Source organism: Algoriphagus machipongonensis (assembly GCF_000166275.1).
GTDB lineage: Bacteria > Bacteroidota > Bacteroidia > Cytophagales > Cyclobacteriaceae > Algoriphagus > Algoriphagus machipongonensis.
In genome coordinates, this window is sequence record NZ_CM001023.1 from 481,762 (window position 1) to 502,378 (window position 20,617).

At 39.1% G+C, this 20,617-nt stretch carries 6 protein-coding genes; all 6 read right to left on the reverse strand.

Annotated elements, in window-relative coordinates; genetic code table 11:
* Nucleotides 1-70: 70 nt before the first annotated feature.
* Nucleotides 71-2,242: a tetratricopeptide repeat protein gene (locus ALPR1_RS02070; protein ID WP_008198075.1), complete on the reverse strand. Its 2,172-nt coding sequence runs from the start codon at nt 2,240-2,242 to the stop codon at nt 71-73.
* 209 nt (nt 2,243-2,451) lie between these two features.
* Entirely contained in the window at nt 2,452-8,622 is a 6,171-nt protein-coding gene (locus tag ALPR1_RS02075; protein WP_008198076.1) for a S8 family serine peptidase, read from the reverse strand.
* 393 nt (nt 8,623-9,015) lie between these two features.
* Nucleotides 9,016-12,414: a sensor histidine kinase gene (locus ALPR1_RS20960; RefSeq protein ID WP_008198077.1), complete on the reverse strand. Its 3,399-nt coding sequence runs from the start codon at nt 12,412-12,414 to the stop codon at nt 9,016-9,018.
* 340 nt (nt 12,415-12,754) lie between these two features.
* Entirely contained in the window at nt 12,755-13,537 is a 783-nt protein-coding gene (locus tag ALPR1_RS02085; RefSeq protein WP_153231755.1) for a DUF6090 family protein, read from the reverse strand.
* 4 nt (nt 13,538-13,541) lie between these two features.
* Nucleotides 13,542-15,701 (reverse strand): sensor histidine kinase, encoded by a 2,160-nt coding sequence (locus ALPR1_RS20175; protein ID WP_050776354.1) that lies wholly within the window; start codon nt 15,699-15,701, stop codon nt 13,542-13,544.
* Nucleotides 15,698-20,614 (reverse strand): sensor histidine kinase, encoded by a 4,917-nt coding sequence (locus ALPR1_RS21050; RefSeq protein WP_008198080.1) that lies wholly within the window; start codon nt 20,612-20,614, stop codon nt 15,698-15,700. The genes ALPR1_RS20175 and ALPR1_RS21050 overlap by 4 nt, the downstream gene beginning before the upstream one ends.
* Nucleotides 20,615-20,617 lie beyond the last annotated feature (3 nt).

The following is a 20,617-nucleotide window of genomic DNA, read 5'->3' on the forward strand; positions in this document are numbered from 1 at the left end:
AAATATTCAGTTGATCTTTATTTATAATTTTTGATTTAGCCAATTTTAGGGCTAGTGGTAATCATGAAATTTATTGTTTTAAGGCTTCCGCAGATTCAACAGGTAAAAAAATGATCATTTCTGTTCCTTTCCCTTCAGTGCTTTTCACTATCAGGTTTCCTTGATGGGCTTTAATAATATCGTAGCTTAGGCTTAGTCCTAATCCAGTACCTTGTCCAGTGGGTTTGGTAGTAAAAAAGGGTTGGAATATTTTCTCTTTGATAGAGTCGGGGATGCCGTTTCCATTGTCTTTTACCGAAAGCTCAATTCCTTTTTCAGTTTTCTTAGTGCTCACAATAACTTTTGGTTGATAACCTTCGATTCCGAGTTTTGATTTTTCATTGACGGTATAGAAGGCATTGGTTACCAAATTAAGAATGACTCGACCAATGTCTTGAGGAACCACTGTTACTTTGGGTAGATGTTCATCTAAATCAATTTCAAAGTCTGCATTAAAAGCCTTGTCTTTTGCTCTTATTCCATGATAGGATAAGCGTAAGAACTCATTGGCCAGCAAATTCAAATCAGTAGGAGCTTTTTCCCTTTGATTAGATCGACTATGTTCCAGCATGCCTTTCACAATAGAGTCAGCACGCTTTCCATGTAATCTTATTCTGGAGAGATTTTGTTTAATTTCTTCTCCTATGATTTTTGCTTCTTCAAATTCACCTTTATTCAATTCCTCTTTCATTTCTTCTATCATTTCCTCACTTACTTCTGAGAAATTGTTTACAAAATTGAGAGGGTTTTGAATTTCATGGGCAATCCCAGCAGTTAACTCTCCCAGCGAGGCCATTTTTTCGGATTGGATCAATTGAGCTTGAGTGGATTTCAATTTATCATAGGCTGAAACCACATTTTCCCTTTGAATGCGGATTTCCTCCTTTTGGATTTGTAAAAGCCGATTGGCCTTCTGCTTGCTTAAATTGTTTCGGAAAAGGAATATGCTGATGATGACAAACATCGCTAGGCCCACTAATGAAGCAATAATAAAAATCTTCTGATTAAATACTTTGGCATTTTTCAGCTCAGTATCTTTTTGAAGAAGCTCAATTTCTGATTCTTTTTTGTCCAGCTCAAATTCAAATTGGAGTTGTTGTATTTTACGCTCTGTACTTGATTTTGCTATTTCTTCTTTGACTAACTTGGCATTGATCTCATTTTCATATGCATCCTTATAATTTCCGATCTTGGCTTCTGTGTTGGCAAGATTTTCATAAATATCTACCAGTTCATTTTTAGCATCTAATTCTATCCCTAAAGATTTAGCTTGCTCAAAACTTGATATTGCTCCTCTGTAATCTTGCTGTATAATTTGCGTTTTCGCTAATCCGATAAGGCTTTGTGTCAACTCAAATTTGGCATCTAAATTTTTTGAAATATCCAATGCTCTTTGATGATATCTGTAAGCATCCTGAAAATTCCCCAATTGAGAACTAATCTCACCAAGTTGAGTTAAGGGAAATGTGGCGTCAAGAGTCCCATCACAAAGTCCCAAAGCCACTTCATGAAAATAGGTGGCAGAATCGTAATTGGATTCCAAAAAGTATACCTCCCCTATATTCATGGCAGCTATTGCCATACCTGATTCGAGATTGATCTCTTCAAATACCTCAAGTGATTTTTTGAAGGTTGTCAGTGCTTCACTGAATGTATTGCTATTTTTACTGTAAACAGTCCCGATATTATTGAGGGAAGTTCCAATTCTTAGTTTGTTGTCTAGTTGCTCTGAAATTTTGAGAGATTTGAAATGGAGTTCCAATGCTTTCGTATTGTTTCCAAGCAAATAATAAATTGAACCTAGATTACTAAGGATATTTGCTTCGCCGGTTTTATCCTGAATTTCTTGGTAGAATTTCAAGGCCTCTTGAAAAGTCAGAATAGATTCTTGGAAGTTTCCCTGTTGTGCATAGGCTCTTCCCAAGGCATTGTGACTATCTGCTAATCCCTTTATATAGTTTGCTTCAGTCGCCAGTTGAATGGCCTCATCAAAGTATTGCAAGGCTTCTGTTAAATCTGAGCCTAAGAGTTCAATCCCCAATTCGACATACCGATTAACTTTTGAACTGTCATCTTTTGAAGCTTCTATAGAACTCAATAAACTGTCGGCCCTAGAAGTTTGTGCTTTGCTTTTGTTTAAAAGAAAAAAAGAAAGCAGGATTAAAAAGAGGATGTACTTTTTGGCAGTCAAAAATCGATTCATTTTACCTTTGTATATGTATATTCATTGGCCTTGTTCAGATTGGTGGTCTTCAACTTTTTATGTCTATTTTTTATATACTTCATTTTAATAAAGAGAAAACTTACTCATTTCATCACTTTGTTTAGTTGTATTTCAGCCCTATTAATATAAGGAAAGAAACGTATGAAATATTTTTCCATACGTTTCAAAAAGAGCTGTTTCTCAAATATTTAAGGGTCTTTGATCACATTGACGGATTTAATGCCGTTCACGGTATTGACATGAATCACATAAAGACCCATATGCATCTGAGAGAAATCTAATTCCAGTCGACTTTCATTTTCATACCAAGTTTTTGGCAAATGGTGGATTCTTCCCATTGCATCCAAAATAACCAGTGAGTAATCAGTTGGTTCTTCCAAAACAAGACCCTTTAAATCGAGATTTAATTTGTCTTTGACAGGATTTGGATAAGCGATTAAGCGAGATGTTGTTTCTTCTCTTTGTAGATTGGTCATTCCCTCGGATATCACTATTTCAGTAGCTGTTTCGCCTGATAATGGATTAATCCTGGCATTTTCAAAATCTGAAACTCTTGGACGTATAGCGATCGCCTGAGCTATCCAATGCTCGCTTGCAGAGGAAGTAGCACTTAAATCTCCTGTTGTGCCTTCTTCACTTTGTATAAAGTAGGACATCATATTCGAAGTTAAACCTTGTTGATCATTAGGATCATCGTAAACTTCAATAGTACCTTCAGGTCCTTCCCAAGTTGAATTTTTCTTATTGGTATAGAATACCAACACCATGGTGTTACATTCCTCAGTTGTAAGAGAAGGTGCTGTTGCTATGAATCCCTGAGAACCAGAGGTACCGCTAAATGTCACAATTGGACCATCAGGATGATCTACATCTGCTCCACTAATTCGAGTAATTCCCATGGTCCATTTTGGAGATTGATTAATTCTGAAGCCATATTCCTCAGGTTCATTGTTGTCCTTTACAACTTTGTAATAGGTAACCATAGCTACCTGATTCTCTTGATTTACACGCTGAATGAGTACCCAGTTTTTATCAGTCGGATTAACAGAAGGTGCCTCACCTTTTTCAAACATCAATCCTACAATCAATAAATCACCTACCTGGGTATTTGCAGGCTTCTTGATCATGGCAGGATTACTTGAATTTCCTGCTCCCATAGAAGTTTCAAAATCACCCATGATTGGAGCTTCATTGATACAGCCTACGATGAGCAATGCTTGAGATTCTGAACTGGCGGAATTATAGTTTTCATCTCCGATATAGGTTGCAATTACCTCGTAGGTACCTGGGAAAATTGGAGCAATTGGACTAGGTCCATAACTAGTTTCTCCTACTCCTGAGTATTCTATATTAATGAGATTAGGGTCTAAAACATCCTCAATTCCCCCAATTCCATAAGCTAAAGCGGTTGCTTCAATCGGAGCTCCATTGTATTCAAACCTTCCTCCAGTTACTGAAACAGTCGGAGTTGCCTTATCAACCGACAAAAGACCTTTGTTAATATTTTCTAGGCTATAATTTGAAGGCTCTACAAAAGTAATCGTTGGGTCAATCTCATAAATTCCAGCATTGATTACTCCATTGCTTTCATAGTATGTGCTCTCCTTGAGAAGTTTATAGGAAATGGAGCTGATAACAGACTCTTCGTTATCCTCAATGGTTACTTCATTGCCATCTATATCAAGGAAATTGGTACTAATCGCAAAACCATCAAACTCAGTTTTATACTCAGGAGCTGCTTCTCCATAATTAATCATATCTGGTATTGCCGATGTGCTTGCATTTAGAGGAGCTGGATTAATGGTAAGATCTGCTGGTAAGTAAGATGAAATGAAGTTTCTGGATTCATAGGTTCCAGGAATAATTAAATGGTTACCTACATCTGTTCCAGTGACCATATTGACGGAGAAGAATTCAAGGTTGAAGTCGTCATCATTTTCGCCAATTTCTTCACCGAAGTCATAGTACTTACCTATTTCCGAATTTTCTCCCTCTTCGGCCAATTCCAAATCTGCTTCACCAAAAATCACAAGGTTATTTCCTCCCTCTGTTTCTTCTTCACCACCACTGCTGTTGATGATTGTACGAGAATTAATAATGATTCTTCCATTGATCATCGTACGTGCATTAATGATGGTTCGGCCATTGATAATGATTCTACCATTGATCATTGTTCTCGCATTGATCATTGTTCTCGCATTGATAATGGGTCGGCCATTTATGCTGACAGTTTTGAGATCCTGATTTAGAGGGTCATCTAGGTATTCAAGAAATGATGTAGCCGGCACATCAAATGCAGAATTAATAATTGGTCTACCATTGATAATGATTCGGCCATTAATCATTGTTCTAGCATTTATGATGGTTCGGCTACTTACCATAAAGCTTTTATTGACAAAGCTGTTTTTGTTGATAATTATCCTGCCATTAAAAATTCCCAGTGGAAGTCTATTATCTCCTTCTCTTTTGGCTAATTCTAGATCCTGCATGTATTCATTCAGAATGCTATTTTTCAAACCTTCGATGTTATTTATTTTTACTACACCTTCAGACTCGATAAGTTCCTCAGGGATAATAACTTCAAATTCAATCGCATCGCTAATTGACTCTCCGTATTCTAAAGCAATATCGCCAACCAGATCAACAGGTTTGATGGTGATAGGTAATGCTTCTACAGTTATTATTCCTGGACCATAATTCCCGAAGGCATTATTTGTCCCGTCGTAAAAGAGTGTTCCATCTTCCTGCAAAACACCTACATAATTATAAAAATCTGAGAATGTAACCCCTGGTAGAGCATGAGAAGCAGTAATAATATAAGACCCCACTTCAGCCAAATCGCCTGTAATCGTACTAGTTAGAGAAACGAGTTGTAAGGAAGGGTCTGGATTTTCTGGATCAAGAGTCAGTCCAACATCCTCGAGGGTCAGTTCACTTAACACCCAATTGTTATCCACTCTTTCATACACACTTGCAGTAAATGGCTCTATAACTTGCGCGTATTTTTTAGTCTGATCATCTGCTCTGATGGCAATGGTCTTTTTAACGATATCAAAGAAGTATTCAGGGCCGGCGGTTCCACCATCTTCATTAGTGTCAGAAATTGCATTATTTACTACTGTGACACCAGGATTACCCTCAAATGTGGGTACTGTTACAGTTAAATACCCAGTTCCAAATTCATCTTCTCCATAAATGGCTTCAAGCTGCTCTTCTCTCAAATAAACATTCGAACCTTCGTATAGATTGGTCCCTGTTATAATCAATTGAAATTCAGCCTCTCCCGGGTTTGTTCCTTCTTCATATACTAATTCTATATTGTCTGGGTTTGGAGTAGCGAGTGTCAATAAGGCTCTATCTGCTCTTACAAGGCCTGATCCTGATTTGAAATCTTCACCGGATTCATGCATGTCTTGGGCAGTAGACTTTAAAACTCTCCGGATATCTTCTGGTAAACTGACACCAGCCTCGCCAACCCAATCCGTTGGTTTGGTTTCAGGATAATATTTAATGCGTGCCTGCATCACCAAGGATGCAAGAGCAGCAGCATGAGGAGCAGCAGCAGATGTTCCATAGAAGTTTGGAAAATCATCACCTTCCAGATTTGGAGCTCCAAAGTTTACGGTAGTATTCACCCCATTCGGCGCTGTAAAATCGGGCTTGGCTCTCACGACACCATTGGTGGTTGTACCTCCTCTTGAGGAGAAAGAAGCGACTGTAAAAGGCTCTGTTCCACTAGGAACTAATGCTGGGTCAAATCCAAAAACAGAAGTGTTTGCATAAAGTACGGCACCCACAGTCATAGCACCCTCTGAATTTGCATGTCCTACAATAGAGGAAGCATTGATTCCATTTGTATCATTTGGGTCCAGTTCGCCTCTATAAACAACATATTTAAACTTGATTCCCAAATTGGAATCCATATCAGAACAGCTTTCGCACTCCCTTGCAATTACTAGATCAATAGTGGTTGGTTCTGATATTGTAAAAGAAAGAATTTCTATAGGGTCACCATTTGAATTGTCTCTGTTAAAGCCAAATAAGGGAACATCGAAATCTTTTAGGTAAATATCAAGGTCATATAAACTACCTACCTGATCAACTGAATAAAGAGGATCTTCCCACTGTAGTGCAATCATATAAACTGCAGGGCCATTTTGTCCTGGGAAAACGTTAATAGATTGGGTGGTATTTCCATCACTAAATTGATGAACTCGGCCTCCATCCCAGGTTCCACTATTTAATGGTAATTGAATATTTTCATCAGTAGTTGGATTAAATAACCCCTCAAAACTTTTGCTTCCAAAATTTCCTGCTGAAGTGAAATAAGATACTCCATTATCGGTTACCTCATTCACTGCTCTCGCGACTTTACCATCACTAAAAATAGGCTCAGTCATATAGGATATATCGTCTACTAATATATTACTACCGGCAGCAGCCATATCCCGTATACCTTGTGCAAAATCTCCTGCTGTAAGAACCCCTGTTCTGAAACCAAGTTCCGCGCCTGGAGCAACATCATGGATAATCTGCATCATGGCACGACCTTCGTCTGTTCCAGTCCCAAAGCGACTTGGCATATCTCTTAAAAAGTAAGTGTTTTCAGGTAAATCACCATTGGAAATATCATTGGCCAATGTATTGACTCCAGCATCTGAACGAGTGGCGTAACTATCTGATAAAACACCGATTTTTATCCCTGTTCCATCGATAGGTTGATCTCCTTCAAAATGAGAATATCCTGCTCTTACTAAATTGGAGCGCATTACCCGATCACCTTGTGTTGTTGTTGCTCCTTTATTGGCAACTGGAGGAATAGCAGGGCGAACGTAATTCAGGGTTTCTGGGAATTGATTTAATTCCAATAATTTTTCAATTGGGAAAAAACCTGCGATGATCAAAGAATTTGGATCCTGTTTTAGTTCTTCTTCCGATGGCGTAACAAATCCCAAGGATTCAAGAATAGCCTTTGCCTCGGAAAATTTATCCTTTATATAGATTGCCTCGATCAGTACCTCATTGCCGTAAATATAAAATACCTCATTAGACACCACTGTTTGACCTTGTTCAAAGATTTCGTGGAGGGCGCTTAATTCAGAACCAATCAAGTCATAAACTTTACCTTGGGTACATATTCCAAAAATCTGACGGTCGTTTACTGTCACTTTGAAAGTTTCAGTACTTCCACAATTTCCGGTAGTAGAAACCACAATTTCATCCCCATCAGTAACTAAAATAGATTCTGGGCTTTCTATGGTTTCGCCATTACGAGTAAAAATCAAGGTTTCAATTTCCACACTGACAAAATCATAAAGATTTGCAATTGCAGTGTTTCCTCCATTTTCGGTACTACATAAAATTGCATCTACGACGGATAAATCAGGTGGAGTTGAATAGGTCACTTCCATGCTACATTTTGAAGGGAAGCAAGTAGTTTCCTCCTCCATTTCCACAGATACAATGCCTGACTCTTTCCAGTCTACAATTATGGAATTGGTTCCTTGCCCAGAAATAATTTCTCCTTCTCCACTCAGAGTCCAAACATAGGATAAGGCTCCCTCAGGAGCAGAATAAGAGGCTGTGTTTCCGGCACAAACTTCTGTATCTCCCTGAATACTACATTCAATAGGTAGACCAACCAATTCAGAAGCTGCCTGCACTGAGCTACTTTTATTTCCAACTGATTTTCCATCTAAAGAAACAATTCGAGTATGGTATGGGGAACCATTGATGCTAGAAGCTGAATTTCCAGCACCCCAATCCAATGCATTGGAGATATGTCCACCCCAAGCTAATATTACCTCGTTATTAGCCCCATTATCACCATCTATTGTAAATGAAATACTGAGTCTTGTGACTGAGTTATTGATAGAGAGATCTTCTTCAATCACATAGGAAAGTTGATTGATAATTCCTCCATAAATTGCGATTTTTCTTTCCTCCTCAGAAAGTTGGTTAAAGCTGTTGATGGGCTGAGGAGCTCCGGATGGAGCTGGGATTATTCCATAATTGGGTGTCTCAAGACTAGGAATTACTTCTTCGCAAATCCTGTCGAAACTGGTGATATAATCGATTGCGTTTTTCCCATCTTTATTGGTGTCCCACTCTATTTCTAAGATATGATTCCCCGATTGCAATTTGGATATCGTCAAACGATAGGGGATGGATTGACCTTCCAAAAAATGGCTGTTACCGGAATTGGAATTACCAGTTGCCCAGATGACTGGGTTGGTAGGTTCACTATCAATACCGCCATTTTGTCCTTGTTCAAGAACGACATTTTGAGCAAAAGAAAAATTTGATGCAAGAAAAAAAAGTATCACTATCCCCTTGCAGAGCTTAGGTAATTTTCTCATGATATTATTTTAAGATTAAAGAATCGAATGATAAACTCAATGGGATTTTAAATAATCCAGCATTAAATTTTTTTATTAAAAACTACATTTTTCTATTTCTCAAACACAGAAATAACCATGTGAAATACTAATACAAAATAGCTAAATTTTTTATCAAAACATTAAAAATCAACTTATTAATGGTTGTTTGCGAAAATGGTAAATGAAAAATCCAATCAAAAAAATAATAATAAGAAATAGGTTTTTTAAAAAATTTAATGGCTCTAATGTTTTTATATGATAATACCAGTATTAAAAATTATTTTTCTTTGAAGAAATAGAAAAATTTTATTTATAAACTAAGTTTAACTTTTATTATAAACATATATATATTCTATATAGAAAAGGAATCATCTAAGCTATTAGAAGAAATTGAACTATAAATTTACAACCCAAACCTTCCATAGATTCCACCTTCAATTCCCCTCCATGGGCCTTCACAATATCATAGCTTAAGCTTAACCCTAGACCAGTTCCCGATCCAGTGGGTTTAGTAGTAAAAAAGGGCTGGAATATTTTCTTTTTTACTGAATCAGGAATTCCATTGCCATTGTCTTTAACTGAAAGCTCTACCCCTAAATCCCCTGAAGGGGACTTTATTACCGTTGTTTTTACTGTTACTTCAGGTTGATAGCCTTCGTCGATTTGGTTATCAGAACCTGATTTTGCTTTTTCATTTACGGCGTAAAAAGCATTGTTCACTAAGTTCAAAATCACCCGCCCGATATCGGGTGCTACCATATTGACTTTTGGAAGATCAGGATCAAGTTCTAGTTTAAAATCAGCATTGAAGGATTTGTCTTTGGCCCTTAAACCATGATAAGAAAGCCGGACAAATTCATCCGCCAAGGCATTTAAATCCGTCAGGACTTTTTCTCCTTTATTGGCCCTGCTATGCTCCAGCATTCCTTTCACGATCGCATCTGCCCGCTTGCCGTGATGGTTAATTTTGGAGAGGTTTTCTTTGAGGTCTTTCCCGATAAATTTCGCTTCTTCAATTTCCCCTTTCTCTAATTCCTCATTCATTTCATCTACTAGCTCTTCACTGACTTCAGAAAAATTATTCACAAAATTTAGCGGGTTTTGAATCTCATGGGCAATGCCAGCGGTGAGCTCACCAAGGGAGGCCATCTTCTCGGACTGGATCAGTTGGGCTTGGGTGGATTTGAGTTCAGAATAGGCTTTTTCGATTTCTTTAGCTTGAGCAAGTTCCCGGTCTCTCACCTTATCTCTTTCTTTTTTAGCGGCTCTTCGGCTTTGCTCTTTGATAAAAGCATAGGAAAGAATGACAAACAAACTAAAGTAGAGAACATAGGCCCACCAAGTCTGGTACCATGGTGGAAGCACCTTTATTGAGAGTTGGAAAGGCTCTATACTCCAAATACCATCCAGATTGCTAGACTTTAATTCAAGAATGTAATCTCCGGCGGGTAAGTTGGTGAAGACAGCATTTCCGTTACCGCCTGCATCCTGCCAATTGTCATCAAAATTCAGCAAGCGATATTGGGTATTGTTTTTACCACTTCCTCCTAAGTGGATAGAAGCAAAATTGATAGAAAGTGTAGTGATTCCAGGAGGGATGGTCAAAGAAGAAAAAGTGTGATTGGGCTTCCTATCAGTAGAGTCCAGAAAGGTTTGGTAGCTTTTTCCATCTAGGGTAATTCCCCGAATAATAATTTTTGGGGGATAAGGATTAGTTTTTATTTCTTTAGGATCAAAGACATTCATTCCTCCATTTCCAGAAAAGTAAATTCTCCCAGAGGGCCCCCTGTTATTTTGCTTAGTTTCAAAAAGGTTGGATTGAAGACCCCGCTCTGATCCGAAACGAACCGTCTTGCCAGATTCTGGATGATATTGAATAATACCTTCCGAGCTGGCAAGATATAGATTACCCTGATCATCAAAGCTGAAAGCTCTTATTTCCAAATCAGGAAATCCGAATTCTTCATATGTCTTCCAGACCTTCAATCCATCGTAGTTCTCATCGAAATAGCCAAAACCGTCAACAGAGGCAATCCATATTCTTCCTTGGGAATCCAGAATTGGCATTGCAGTAATATACCCTAAATCCTTATTGAAAAAATTTCCATTTTTGACAATGGCTTTTGAATCCGTATCGATTAATAACCAAGAGCTTTGAGCATAATCTTTTTGTATCAAGAAATTTCCTTTTGAATCAATTAAAGCCGCTCGGTAATATACATCTTTGTTGCCTTTCACGATTGAAGTAAAAGTTTCTGATTCTGGATCAAAAAAATCTATCCCATTGCTTAAATTTAGCCAAAGTTTGTCTTGAGGGTCCTTATAGATTCCAGATATCCAATTATTACTAAGTGAGGTCGAATCTTCCGGGTCATTTTTATATCGGGTAATCAGACCGGTTTTTGGGTCTATTCGATTAAGTCCGCCATTTTCATAACCGGGAGAGCCTGTTCCCACCCAAAGAGTAGAATCTTCAGTCTGTGTAATCGCCCAAGCAAAGGGATGGGATAAAACGGTTCCTGTAGTTTTCCCACCGGGAGTAAAATTTCCAAAGAAACCTCCTATCCTGTGAAGGATTGTTTTTCTGTCTGAAGCAAAATGAATCAATCCCTTTTCATTGCTAATCCGCTGACCTGCCCAGAAGGAACCATCTGAGAGCTCGTAGGATGAAAGAATATCGGGAATGACTTTCCCCTGCTCATCTCGTAAGAGGCCAAAATCCGACTGATAGGTATTTAAGAGACTGATGCCATATGCGAATTTAGGGATCCAAAGAACTCCTTGACCATCCAGAAATAAACGGCTTCCATGATTGCTCGCCGTAGGCAGTAGCTCTTTTTGGATGTTGGTTCCAGATTGAATAGTTGTTGACTCCCCTGTTTCAAGATTTATTGTAGAAATGGCATTGATCTGATTGAGCCAAAGTTCATTCTCAAGGAGGAGGTAAGAAGCATCAATTTCACTGACCTTCTCTTGAAGTATTTCAGGATCGCTTACTTTTTTAAATGTCCAAGCATCTTTATCTGACTCTCGGGAAGCAATCCCATTAGAGTTAAACAATACTGTTCCTGATTTCCCATAGGGGAAAATAATGGTAGTATAAGAATCACTAAAGGAGGGCTTATTTGGGGTATTTTCATCCAGTGGGAATTCTTCATAGCTAAATTTTCCATCTGGATGTCTTTTTCCTATTTTCTGTTCTTCACTCCCAGCTGGAATAAGAATAAAATTGATCCTTCCGTCCTCTCCGATATTAAGTTCCAAAACTTCGCCATCATCCTGTCCCGGTTCTAGCACAAAATTATTACTTGCCGAATCTAATTTCATGATGCCTTTGGAAGTGGCTGCGAATACTTCTCCATCCATTCCCAAAAGAACTTGGATAAAGCGTCTATTTGGATCCACATTCATATAGGAAATCAGCGTATCTAGGTTGGAATCATAAAAAAATAGATTTCCATTTTGGACTTCGATCCAGACCCCACCTTTATCATCTGCTTCTACATATCGGCCTTGTTGGTAAAAAATTTTCTCGTAGTCTTTTCCATCAAAGCGGTATACTCCATCCCAGGTGCCTAGGTAGATGAAACCGTAGATGTCTTGAGTAACATCCGTAACTGAAGTGCTTGGCAATCCATCATCGGATGTGATGTTATTGAAAATGTAATTTTGGGCTTGGGAAAAAAATGTTGAAGCCAAAAGGAAAAGAGGAGTCAGAACTAGAAGTGCCCTAAATTTTAAAAAGTTGGTATAGGTATTTATTTTTTTCATTATTTGAAATTTTCATTTTCTCCTCGATCAACTCGAGTTTGTATTTTACCCTACCCTCAAAAAAATTTATCTATTTAATCAGCCTCCAAAATACTTTTTTGTATAATTATTTTTAGAAGGTACTGAATTTTATTAACATTTAACATTGCATTCCCATCAAATCACACTCTTGGAAAAGCTTTGTATCCTTTACCTAAAATATTAAGTGAATCAAAATAGGCTTCAAAAATCCTTGATGGAGACCTCTAAAAATTTTAATCAGATCACTGATTTCCTTGATGATTCTGTCGAAGCTTTTTAAAAAGGAGTCGTTAATGGATTCCGGAAAATTGATATCATGCTATTTCTTTTTTTTCAATTCTTCTTCTACCATTTTAAGAGTTGTTTTTAAAAAGTCTTTTAAGTTCAATTCGTTTATAGAAACATAATCATTGTTGTGTTTGTGATGCCAAATTTGATTCTCAAATTCTAAATATTCCTGCTCAGATAACTTGAACTTAAATGGGGATTTTTCTTGGTAGTTTTTGAGATAATTTTTCCTGTCAAATGGCAGTTTTTTGGTGAGGTCTCCATTTGCTAAGGGGAAACGTTTCATCAAAAATGGCATTAAGTTGATGGTATAATTATCTGATCTAAAAAGAATATCCTCCTCTTGATCTACCAAAAGTGTCAGCCAATTTACAATCTGAGTTCGTAAGGCATCATTTTTCAAAAGGGTCAATTTTCCTGAATTGACGATTTCGCTAGACACTCCTGTTTGGGCATCAAATGAATTAAATGTGCCTATCCTTACAAGCAGGTCATCCAACAGTTCAGGATCATTTTCAAGGGCATTTGATCGTATCAGTTGGGTGAGTTGCACACTTGCTTCGGTTACTTTTTGATTGATAGTGATGCTAAAGTTTAATTCCTCCAGATTATTTTCGAATTCATTTTTTAGCCCTACAAGTATTTCCAATTCTTCATTATTTTCAATTCGTTGCTGATTCCAGGAATTGATCTGTAAAGCGATTAAAATTCCAATGGTGACTAAAAGAATTTCCCCAAGAGCATAGATTAAATACCGGGTCACTCGGTTTTGAGAGAGGAGTTTTTGGCGGATTTTGCGTAAGGAGGATATCAATCTTCTATAGATTAGGTAGTTGAATAATAAGTTTTGTTCCCTTGCCCTCTTCACTCTCAGCTAAAAGCTCCCCCCCATGCGCCTTCACAATATCATAGGATAAGGATAACCCCAACCCAGTTCCCGAACCGGTTGGTTTGGTGGTGAAGAAGGGCTGGAAGATCTTTTCTCTGATGTGTTCGGGGATGCCGTTGCCGTTGTCTTTTACAGAAATCTCTATCCCTAAATCTCCTGAAGTGGACCTTGCTACTGTTGTTTTTACTGTAACTTCAGGTTGATAGCCTTTATAGCTATCATTATCAGCACTTGATTTTGCTTTCTCATTTAGAGCATAGAACGCGTTATTGAATAGGTTGAGCAATACTTTTCCGATATCCTGGGGGATGACTGAAATTTTTGGAATATCGGGGTCTAATTTAGTTTTAAGCTCACACGTAAACTCCGGTTCTTTTGCCAAAAAGGATTGGTAACTCATGCTTAAAAATTCTTCTGTAAGGGCATTGAGATTGGTCGGTTCTTTCTCACCTGAACCTCTTTTGCTGTGTTCCAGCATACCTTTCACGATAGCATCAGCCCGCTTGCCATGGAGGGAGATTTTCTCTAAGTTCTGTTTGATATCAGCCGAAATTGCTTTAGCCTCCACTTTGTCACCTTTTTCGATTTCCTCATCCAACTCCTCGATCATTTCGCTACTCACTTCTGAGAAGTTATTTACAAAATTCAGCGGGTTCTGAATCTCATGGGCAATACCTGCGGTAAGCTCTCCAAGCGAAGCCATTTTCTCCGATTGGATCAATTGGGCTTGGGTGGATTTGAGGTTTTCGAGTGATAGATTCAAGTCTTTCGTTCTTTCATTCACCTTGGCTTCAAGCAGAATGTTCTGATTGGCAAGAATTTCTCGTTTTTCCTCAGTGATTCTGAGTGATTTTTCACTTTCCTCCCTTACTGCCTCCAGCGTCTCTTTGAACCGGACAGAGATATATGCCAAGTAAAATAACGGAGGGCTTAAAATATGGAGTGATAGGAGCAGTTTGTCATACTCGTTGTAGAGATCGAGAGAATATTTGTGAAGAATGATTTGGACAATGATGGCTACAGTCGGTACAACTACAGCCCCTACGATGGCCCATTTGGCTCCGGTAATTTCCTTGCGGTGTGCAAACAACGTTCTCCCGAAGTGCCAAAGCATGGCGACAAAGGCTATGGCAAAGGGTTGGGAAACTGAAAAAATATGTGCAGGGATATTTAAGATCAACAAGAGGGCAAGTAGTCCCCAGGAGTATTTTGAGATTTTTTGTGTAAGCACCCATTCTAAGATGAAAAGACCGAAAAGGGTCATTACAGCCTGAAATGTAATAAATACCAGAAATCTCACCTTTTCTAAACTGTAAGAGATTTCAAAGAAGGTATTCCCAAAAAACACCACGGATCCGATCAGCACCGCTGTGGTATACCATGCGACAATTCGAAAAATTGTCTGATCAGGATTGAGATAAACCAAAAACCAATACAAAAAGAATAGCAAAAATGACACACCGATTGAAAGTGTAACGTAAATATGAGTTTGCTTGTAAGCCCTGGTAACCCAAGCGGAATATTCAGGCCCAGTTAGGTTTATAAAAGTCTGGAGATTTTCGGGCTTTAACCTGATTTCCCGTTGTGTAAAAGTGGATTCATAATCCACAAAATGAATGGCAAGAAGATATTCATGACCAACTTCTAGATCCACCGGAATAGGATATTTCAGGATGGGGTTGTAGGCCTTGTACGGAAGCTCTGTCTCACCGAAAGAGTGAATCAATTTCCCGTCAAGGTACACATCCGTAGCAGCCCAGAGCTCCCTTGAAATGGCGAGAGGGATATTTTCAAAAGATTCATCTAATTGAAATTTAATTCTAAACCAGCCTTCATTACGGCCGGATGCATCCTCTAGCTCAGGGCTAAGTTGCGTTGGGTTGAAGTCTTTCCAATTTGAATCATCAAAATCAGGATCGGCCCAAGCAGGATTATTTCCTTGCTTGAACACCCACCCTTCCAGAGGAGCAAGAAAAATCCGTTGATGGGGATAAAACATTTCCTGAGAAATCTTGACCACTTCTGTTTGGGAAAAAGCAGAAGTGAAGTACACGAAAAAAAGGAAAAAGCAGGTCAGATTCTTTCTCATGTGGTGGAAGATAATGGAAGATATATAATAAATCTTGCGCCAGTTGCAAAAGCACTTTCAATTTCCAGAGCCCCCCCATGCGCCTTCACAATATCATAAGATAGTGATAATCCAAGACCCGTTCCTTGCCCTGTTGGCTTAGTCGTAAAGAAGGGCTGGAGGATTTTGTCTTTGATGGACTCGGGGATGCCCTTACCGTTGTCTTGGACTGAAAGCTCTACTCCTAAATCCCCTAAAGGGGACTTTGCTACCGTTGTTTTTACCGTCACTAGAGGCCTGTAAACTTCTCCCCCCTCAGAGCCTGTCCCGATGTTTCGGGAGGGTTGGGAGGAAGATTTGGCTTTTTCATCGACTGCATAAAAAGCATTGTTGACCAAGTTCAAAATTACTCGACCTATATCTGAAGCGACGACATTTACTTTTGGTAGATCAGGATCCAGCTCTAACTTGAAGTCTGAATTGAACGACTTATCCTTTGCTCGAAGGCCATGAAAGGAAAGCCGTACAAACTCATCCACTAAAGCATTCAAATCAGTAGGTGCTTTTTCACCTTTGTTTGCCCGGCTATGTTCCAACATACCTTTCACGATAGCATCAGCCCGCTTGCCATGAAGATTGATTTTAGCTAGGTTTTCTTTGAGGTCTTTCCCAATAAACTTGGCTTCTTCAATATCTCCTTTTTCCAATTCCTCATTCATCTCATCTACCAATTCTCCACTCACTTCTGAGAAGTTATTGACGAAGTTCAATGGGTTCTGAATCTCATGGGCAATGCCAGCGGTAAGCTCTCCGAGGGAGGCCATCTTTTCGGACTGAATCAGTTGGGCTTGAGTGGATTTGAGTTCGGTAAGTGTATGTTCAATCTGGGATTTAGCATCTTCCAGTTGTTTGAAGTCCTCATATCTAGCATAAGCTACTGAGAAAGCATCTGCTAAATTCTGAACCAGATCAATTTGTGCAGGGGATAAGTCCTCAACGCTTCCTACATACAACATCCCTTGGGGAAATGGAATGAACTGAAGCGTCAGTGACTCTGGAGGCTCTTCTCCTCCTTGATAAGTTGTAGCATTTTTGATTTGCTGCTGAGCTAACATGGTTTTTGTGAAAGCAAGAAATTCCTCTCTATTCCAATGGGCTATGTAAGGCTGTTGTTTTCTCCAGTGTTTTACTCCGTTGGAACTGATGTCATTGCTTTCAAAATCCAAGTGAAGAGCTGCTAAAGGACTGCCATCTGGAGTTGATAGATAGAATCGGACCTTTTCTTCTTTTTCATCCACAATCATCAATCCGCAGCGGAAAAAAGGAACACCTAAAGTCAGCAGTTCTCTCCAAATCAGCGGAGTAATTCTTTGGAGGTCTTCTGTATTTCTCATCGAGGCGATTTCTGCCCTGACACGATCCAGAGCGGATTGTCTGATAGCTTCTTTTTCTCGAATTTCAGCTTGTTTGATATCTTTGAAGCGGGTGAAAGACTGATCAAATACTTTCCCAAAGCGTTCTAGGATCGTAAACTTGTCATCTGATAAGGGTTCCAAACAAGAAATAAATAAAACCCCAAAGTCATTAAATGTATTGTACAAATAAAGCTTCTCTGGTTTCACCATAGCTGCTTTCACAATTTCTGGCAACCTTCCTAATTCGGTTTTATTGAAAAGAATTTCAGTCCAATTTTCCTTATAATCTCCTTCAAGTATATAGAGATATTTGGTTCTTCTTTCCTCCCAAGCTTTCCAATATTCATCATAGACAGGATCGTTTTGATTGGCAATGAAAAAGCTTTCGGAGCCACTTTCTGCTTCGGGATTGGCAGCCCACCAACGGACGGATCTATTTTCAGGATAATAAATCCAGATCACCGCACGCTCCATCTGAAGCTCCAGGTTTTTTAATTCCTCAAAAACTTTAGCCAGTATGATATTCAATTCGCTGGAATGCTGCATTGCCATAGATCGGCTTCGCACCCTTTCTAAGGCTGCTTCGATCTGCGCTTCCCTTGCTTGATTTTCAGCTTTTTTCAGGTCAAGGAATCGGGTATAGGTCTGTTGAAAGACTTTATTCATCCGTTTAAGGATATTATTTTCTTCCTCAGAATACATGATTTTCTGGTAATTAAACATCGTGATCCCCGAGTGGATGCCAAGTGTAGTCGAACCAGTCATCCCTATTCCTTGTGCTATTAATTCTTTGCGATCTTCTGGAACATCTATTCCCTGGGCATTAGGATAAAAATGGTCAAAGTAAACTTTCTTTGATTTTTTGTCTTCGTCAAAAGTGAAGAACTCAATGCCATTTTCTCTCGCATCTTTGTTCAGCTGGTGAATAGGATGATCGAAGTAGGGGAGTCTTACTAGCTTGGGATAGATCGCTGTACTCGCTCCAATCCAAAGATTAAATGCCTGATTATTTTCGTCAAAAATATCAATATAGCAAGTATCAACGACCAAGTTTAAATGCTCGAATTGCTTGAACAGTACTAGGATGACCTCTGATAGTTCACTGGTCTTATGCATGGCCATGGAGCGCGATCTGATTCTTTCCAATGCCGCTTCGATCTGCGCTTCCCTAGCTTGTTGTTCGGCTTTTTTCAGGTCGAGGAAGCGTAAATAGGACAATTTGAAAGTTGAAACTAATCGCTGAATTACGGATCGGTATTCTTCGGATAGAGGTTTTAGAGAGGAGAAAAGAATGCTTGAATATTCATGGAATTGGTAGGAGTGAAAGAAAACCTTTTCCAGGTTAGCTGAACGTAGGCGCTCTGCCCGCTTTTTGCTGAATATTTTATCTATCCAGTTAATCCATAATTCCAGCCGTTCCCCCTCTGCTGTAAGGGTGAATATCTTTTTGCCGGATTTCATTAGCTTAACTGATTCATCGGCCATCCAGAATTCGTTAATTTCAAATTCTTTGGAAATAATAAGTTCACGATTTTGGCTTTCCGTTGTATTGTCTGCAAAATAGGTAATACAGGTATTGGTTTCTGTATTTATTTCGCTTAGAGCAACACCTAATACGGGGATGGCTAATTCTTCTATCTGGGTTAAAAATGTTAGGGCAACCTGAGGTAATTCTTCGCTTTTGTGCATAGCCATGGAAGCCGAACGAATGCGTTCCAAAGCTGCTTCTATCTGCGCCTCATGCGCCTGTGCCTCTGCTTTTAAGAGGTCTAGAAATCTGGTATAGGTTTGCTCAAAGACATTAGTAAAACGTTGGAGTAGGACCTTAGCGTCTTCAGGCAAAGGTTTGGGAGTTGACACTAATAACATCCCGTGGCTATAGCAGCAAGCAAAATGAACGCGCCTATCTCTCTGAAATTTTTTGTCAAAGGGTAAGCCGAGTTCTTTCTGCAAATAAGAAATCCATTCTTTTAATTCCTGACCACTTAGGTCTATTTCTATAGATTTCTTTCCAGCTTTCCATCCGGAAAAAACTTTTGAAATGGTAGTGGGCTCATCAATAGTTCCTTTAAAAAGATGGTCTATTTGTTTACCTCCTTGTTCGGTGGACCACCACTCAATATTCCTTTCCTCTTCCCGCACTATTCCAATGTTCAGCCGCTCGGGTGTAGCTCCTAATGCTTCAAATTGGTCAAAAAGAACTGCTGCAACTTCTCCTAGTTCCTCACTTTTATGCATCGCCATAGTCCGGGCTCTTACTCTTTCTAAAGCCGCTTCAATCTGGGCTTCTCTTGCCTGAGCTTCCGCTCTTTGTAAATCGAGGTAGCGGGTATAGGTTTGATTAAATAGCGCCGAGAACTTTTGAAAAATTTGCAATTGCTCTTCTGGCAAAGGAGCATCTGTAAAAGAAAAGAGAATGCCGTGATTGAACACAAAATCATAATGATACACCCTTTCCGTCAAGTGTTTCTTATGGACTTGTGCGTGATAATTAGGAGAAGAATTGATCGCGGTAAAATATCTTTCGACATCATCTCCCTCCAGAATGTATTGATGGAATGGAGTTTTAGATTTCCACGATTTTCTGGCTTCCACTAACAAGGGATGTAAGGTCATATCCAGTATTCCAATGTCTATTTTGAACTCATCCTTCTGGTTTCTGGAAGCTGTCCAAACCTCCATGTTTTCGTTTTCCTGGTTGAAAATGCCAATCCCGGTTCTGGCATTTTTGCTCAATCCAAGAGCGGTAAGTTCATCAAACATCCTAACAATACATTTTCCAACATCTTCACTGGTATGCATGGCCATCGTGAGTGATCTGACTCGTTCCAATGCAGCTTCTATCTGGGCTTCCCGGGCCTGAGCTTCTGCTTTTTTGAGGTCAAGAAAGCGGGTATAGGTAAATTCGAATGCTTTGGCAAAACGGGAAAGAATTTCAATGGCTTCCTTTTTCAAAGGCTCAAAACTCATGATGCCAAGGAATCCTTGCAAAAAACCTGCATCAGTCATCACAATTTGATCAGGCGGAGATTTAAATAGTTTTTGATAATCTTCATCTTTAGCCACGTGGGGCAGTGTAGCTAGGAATGCCATATAATTGGCTAAATCTTCCTCCTGATAAATACGGATATTAATTGTTCCTCTGTCTTTCTTCCATTTCGAGTAAAATGCTTTTAATTGAGCTGATTGGTTCAATGGTGTAAAATGGCTTCCCGACATGACCCGTCCGTCTGCGTGAGTCATCCAGACTTTAACAGTATCTGTATTTGTATCAACATGACTGAAATAGGTTCTTGCTTCCTTTGGTAATAATTCTAAAAAATCAAACTGCTGAAAAAAGACTGATACTGTCTCATTCAGTTCAGCACTGTCTTTCATCACCAGTGTTCGGTTTCTTACTCTTTCCAAAGCTGCCTCAATCTCCAGTTCTCGATTCTTGGATTCCAATTCTGCCTCTTGCTCTTCCAAGGTGCGGTGTAATTGTTCAATTTCAGCTTTTAATCGGTCCTCGCCTTTCATCGC

What these genes read in the sequence shown, in the direction of transcription:
- ALPR1_RS02070 (WP_008198075.1), bottom strand. Translation starts at nt 2,242, where the DNA reads ATGAATCGATTTTTGACTGCCAAAAAGTACATCCTCTTTTTAATCCTG.
- ALPR1_RS02075 (WP_008198076.1), bottom strand. Translation starts at nt 8,622, where the DNA reads ATGAGAAAATTACCTAAGCTCTGCAAGGGGATAGTGATACTTTTTTTT.
- ALPR1_RS21050 (WP_008198080.1), bottom strand. Translation starts at nt 20,614, where the DNA reads ATGAAAGGCGAGGACCGATTAAAAGCTGAAATTGAACAATTACACCGC.
- ALPR1_RS20175 (WP_050776354.1), bottom strand. Translation starts at nt 15,701, where the DNA reads ATGAGAAAGAATCTGACCTGCTTTTTCCTTTTTTTCGTGTACTTCACT.
- ALPR1_RS20960 (WP_008198077.1), bottom strand. Translation starts at nt 12,414, where the DNA reads ATGAAAAAAATAAATACCTATACCAACTTTTTAAAATTTAGGGCACTT.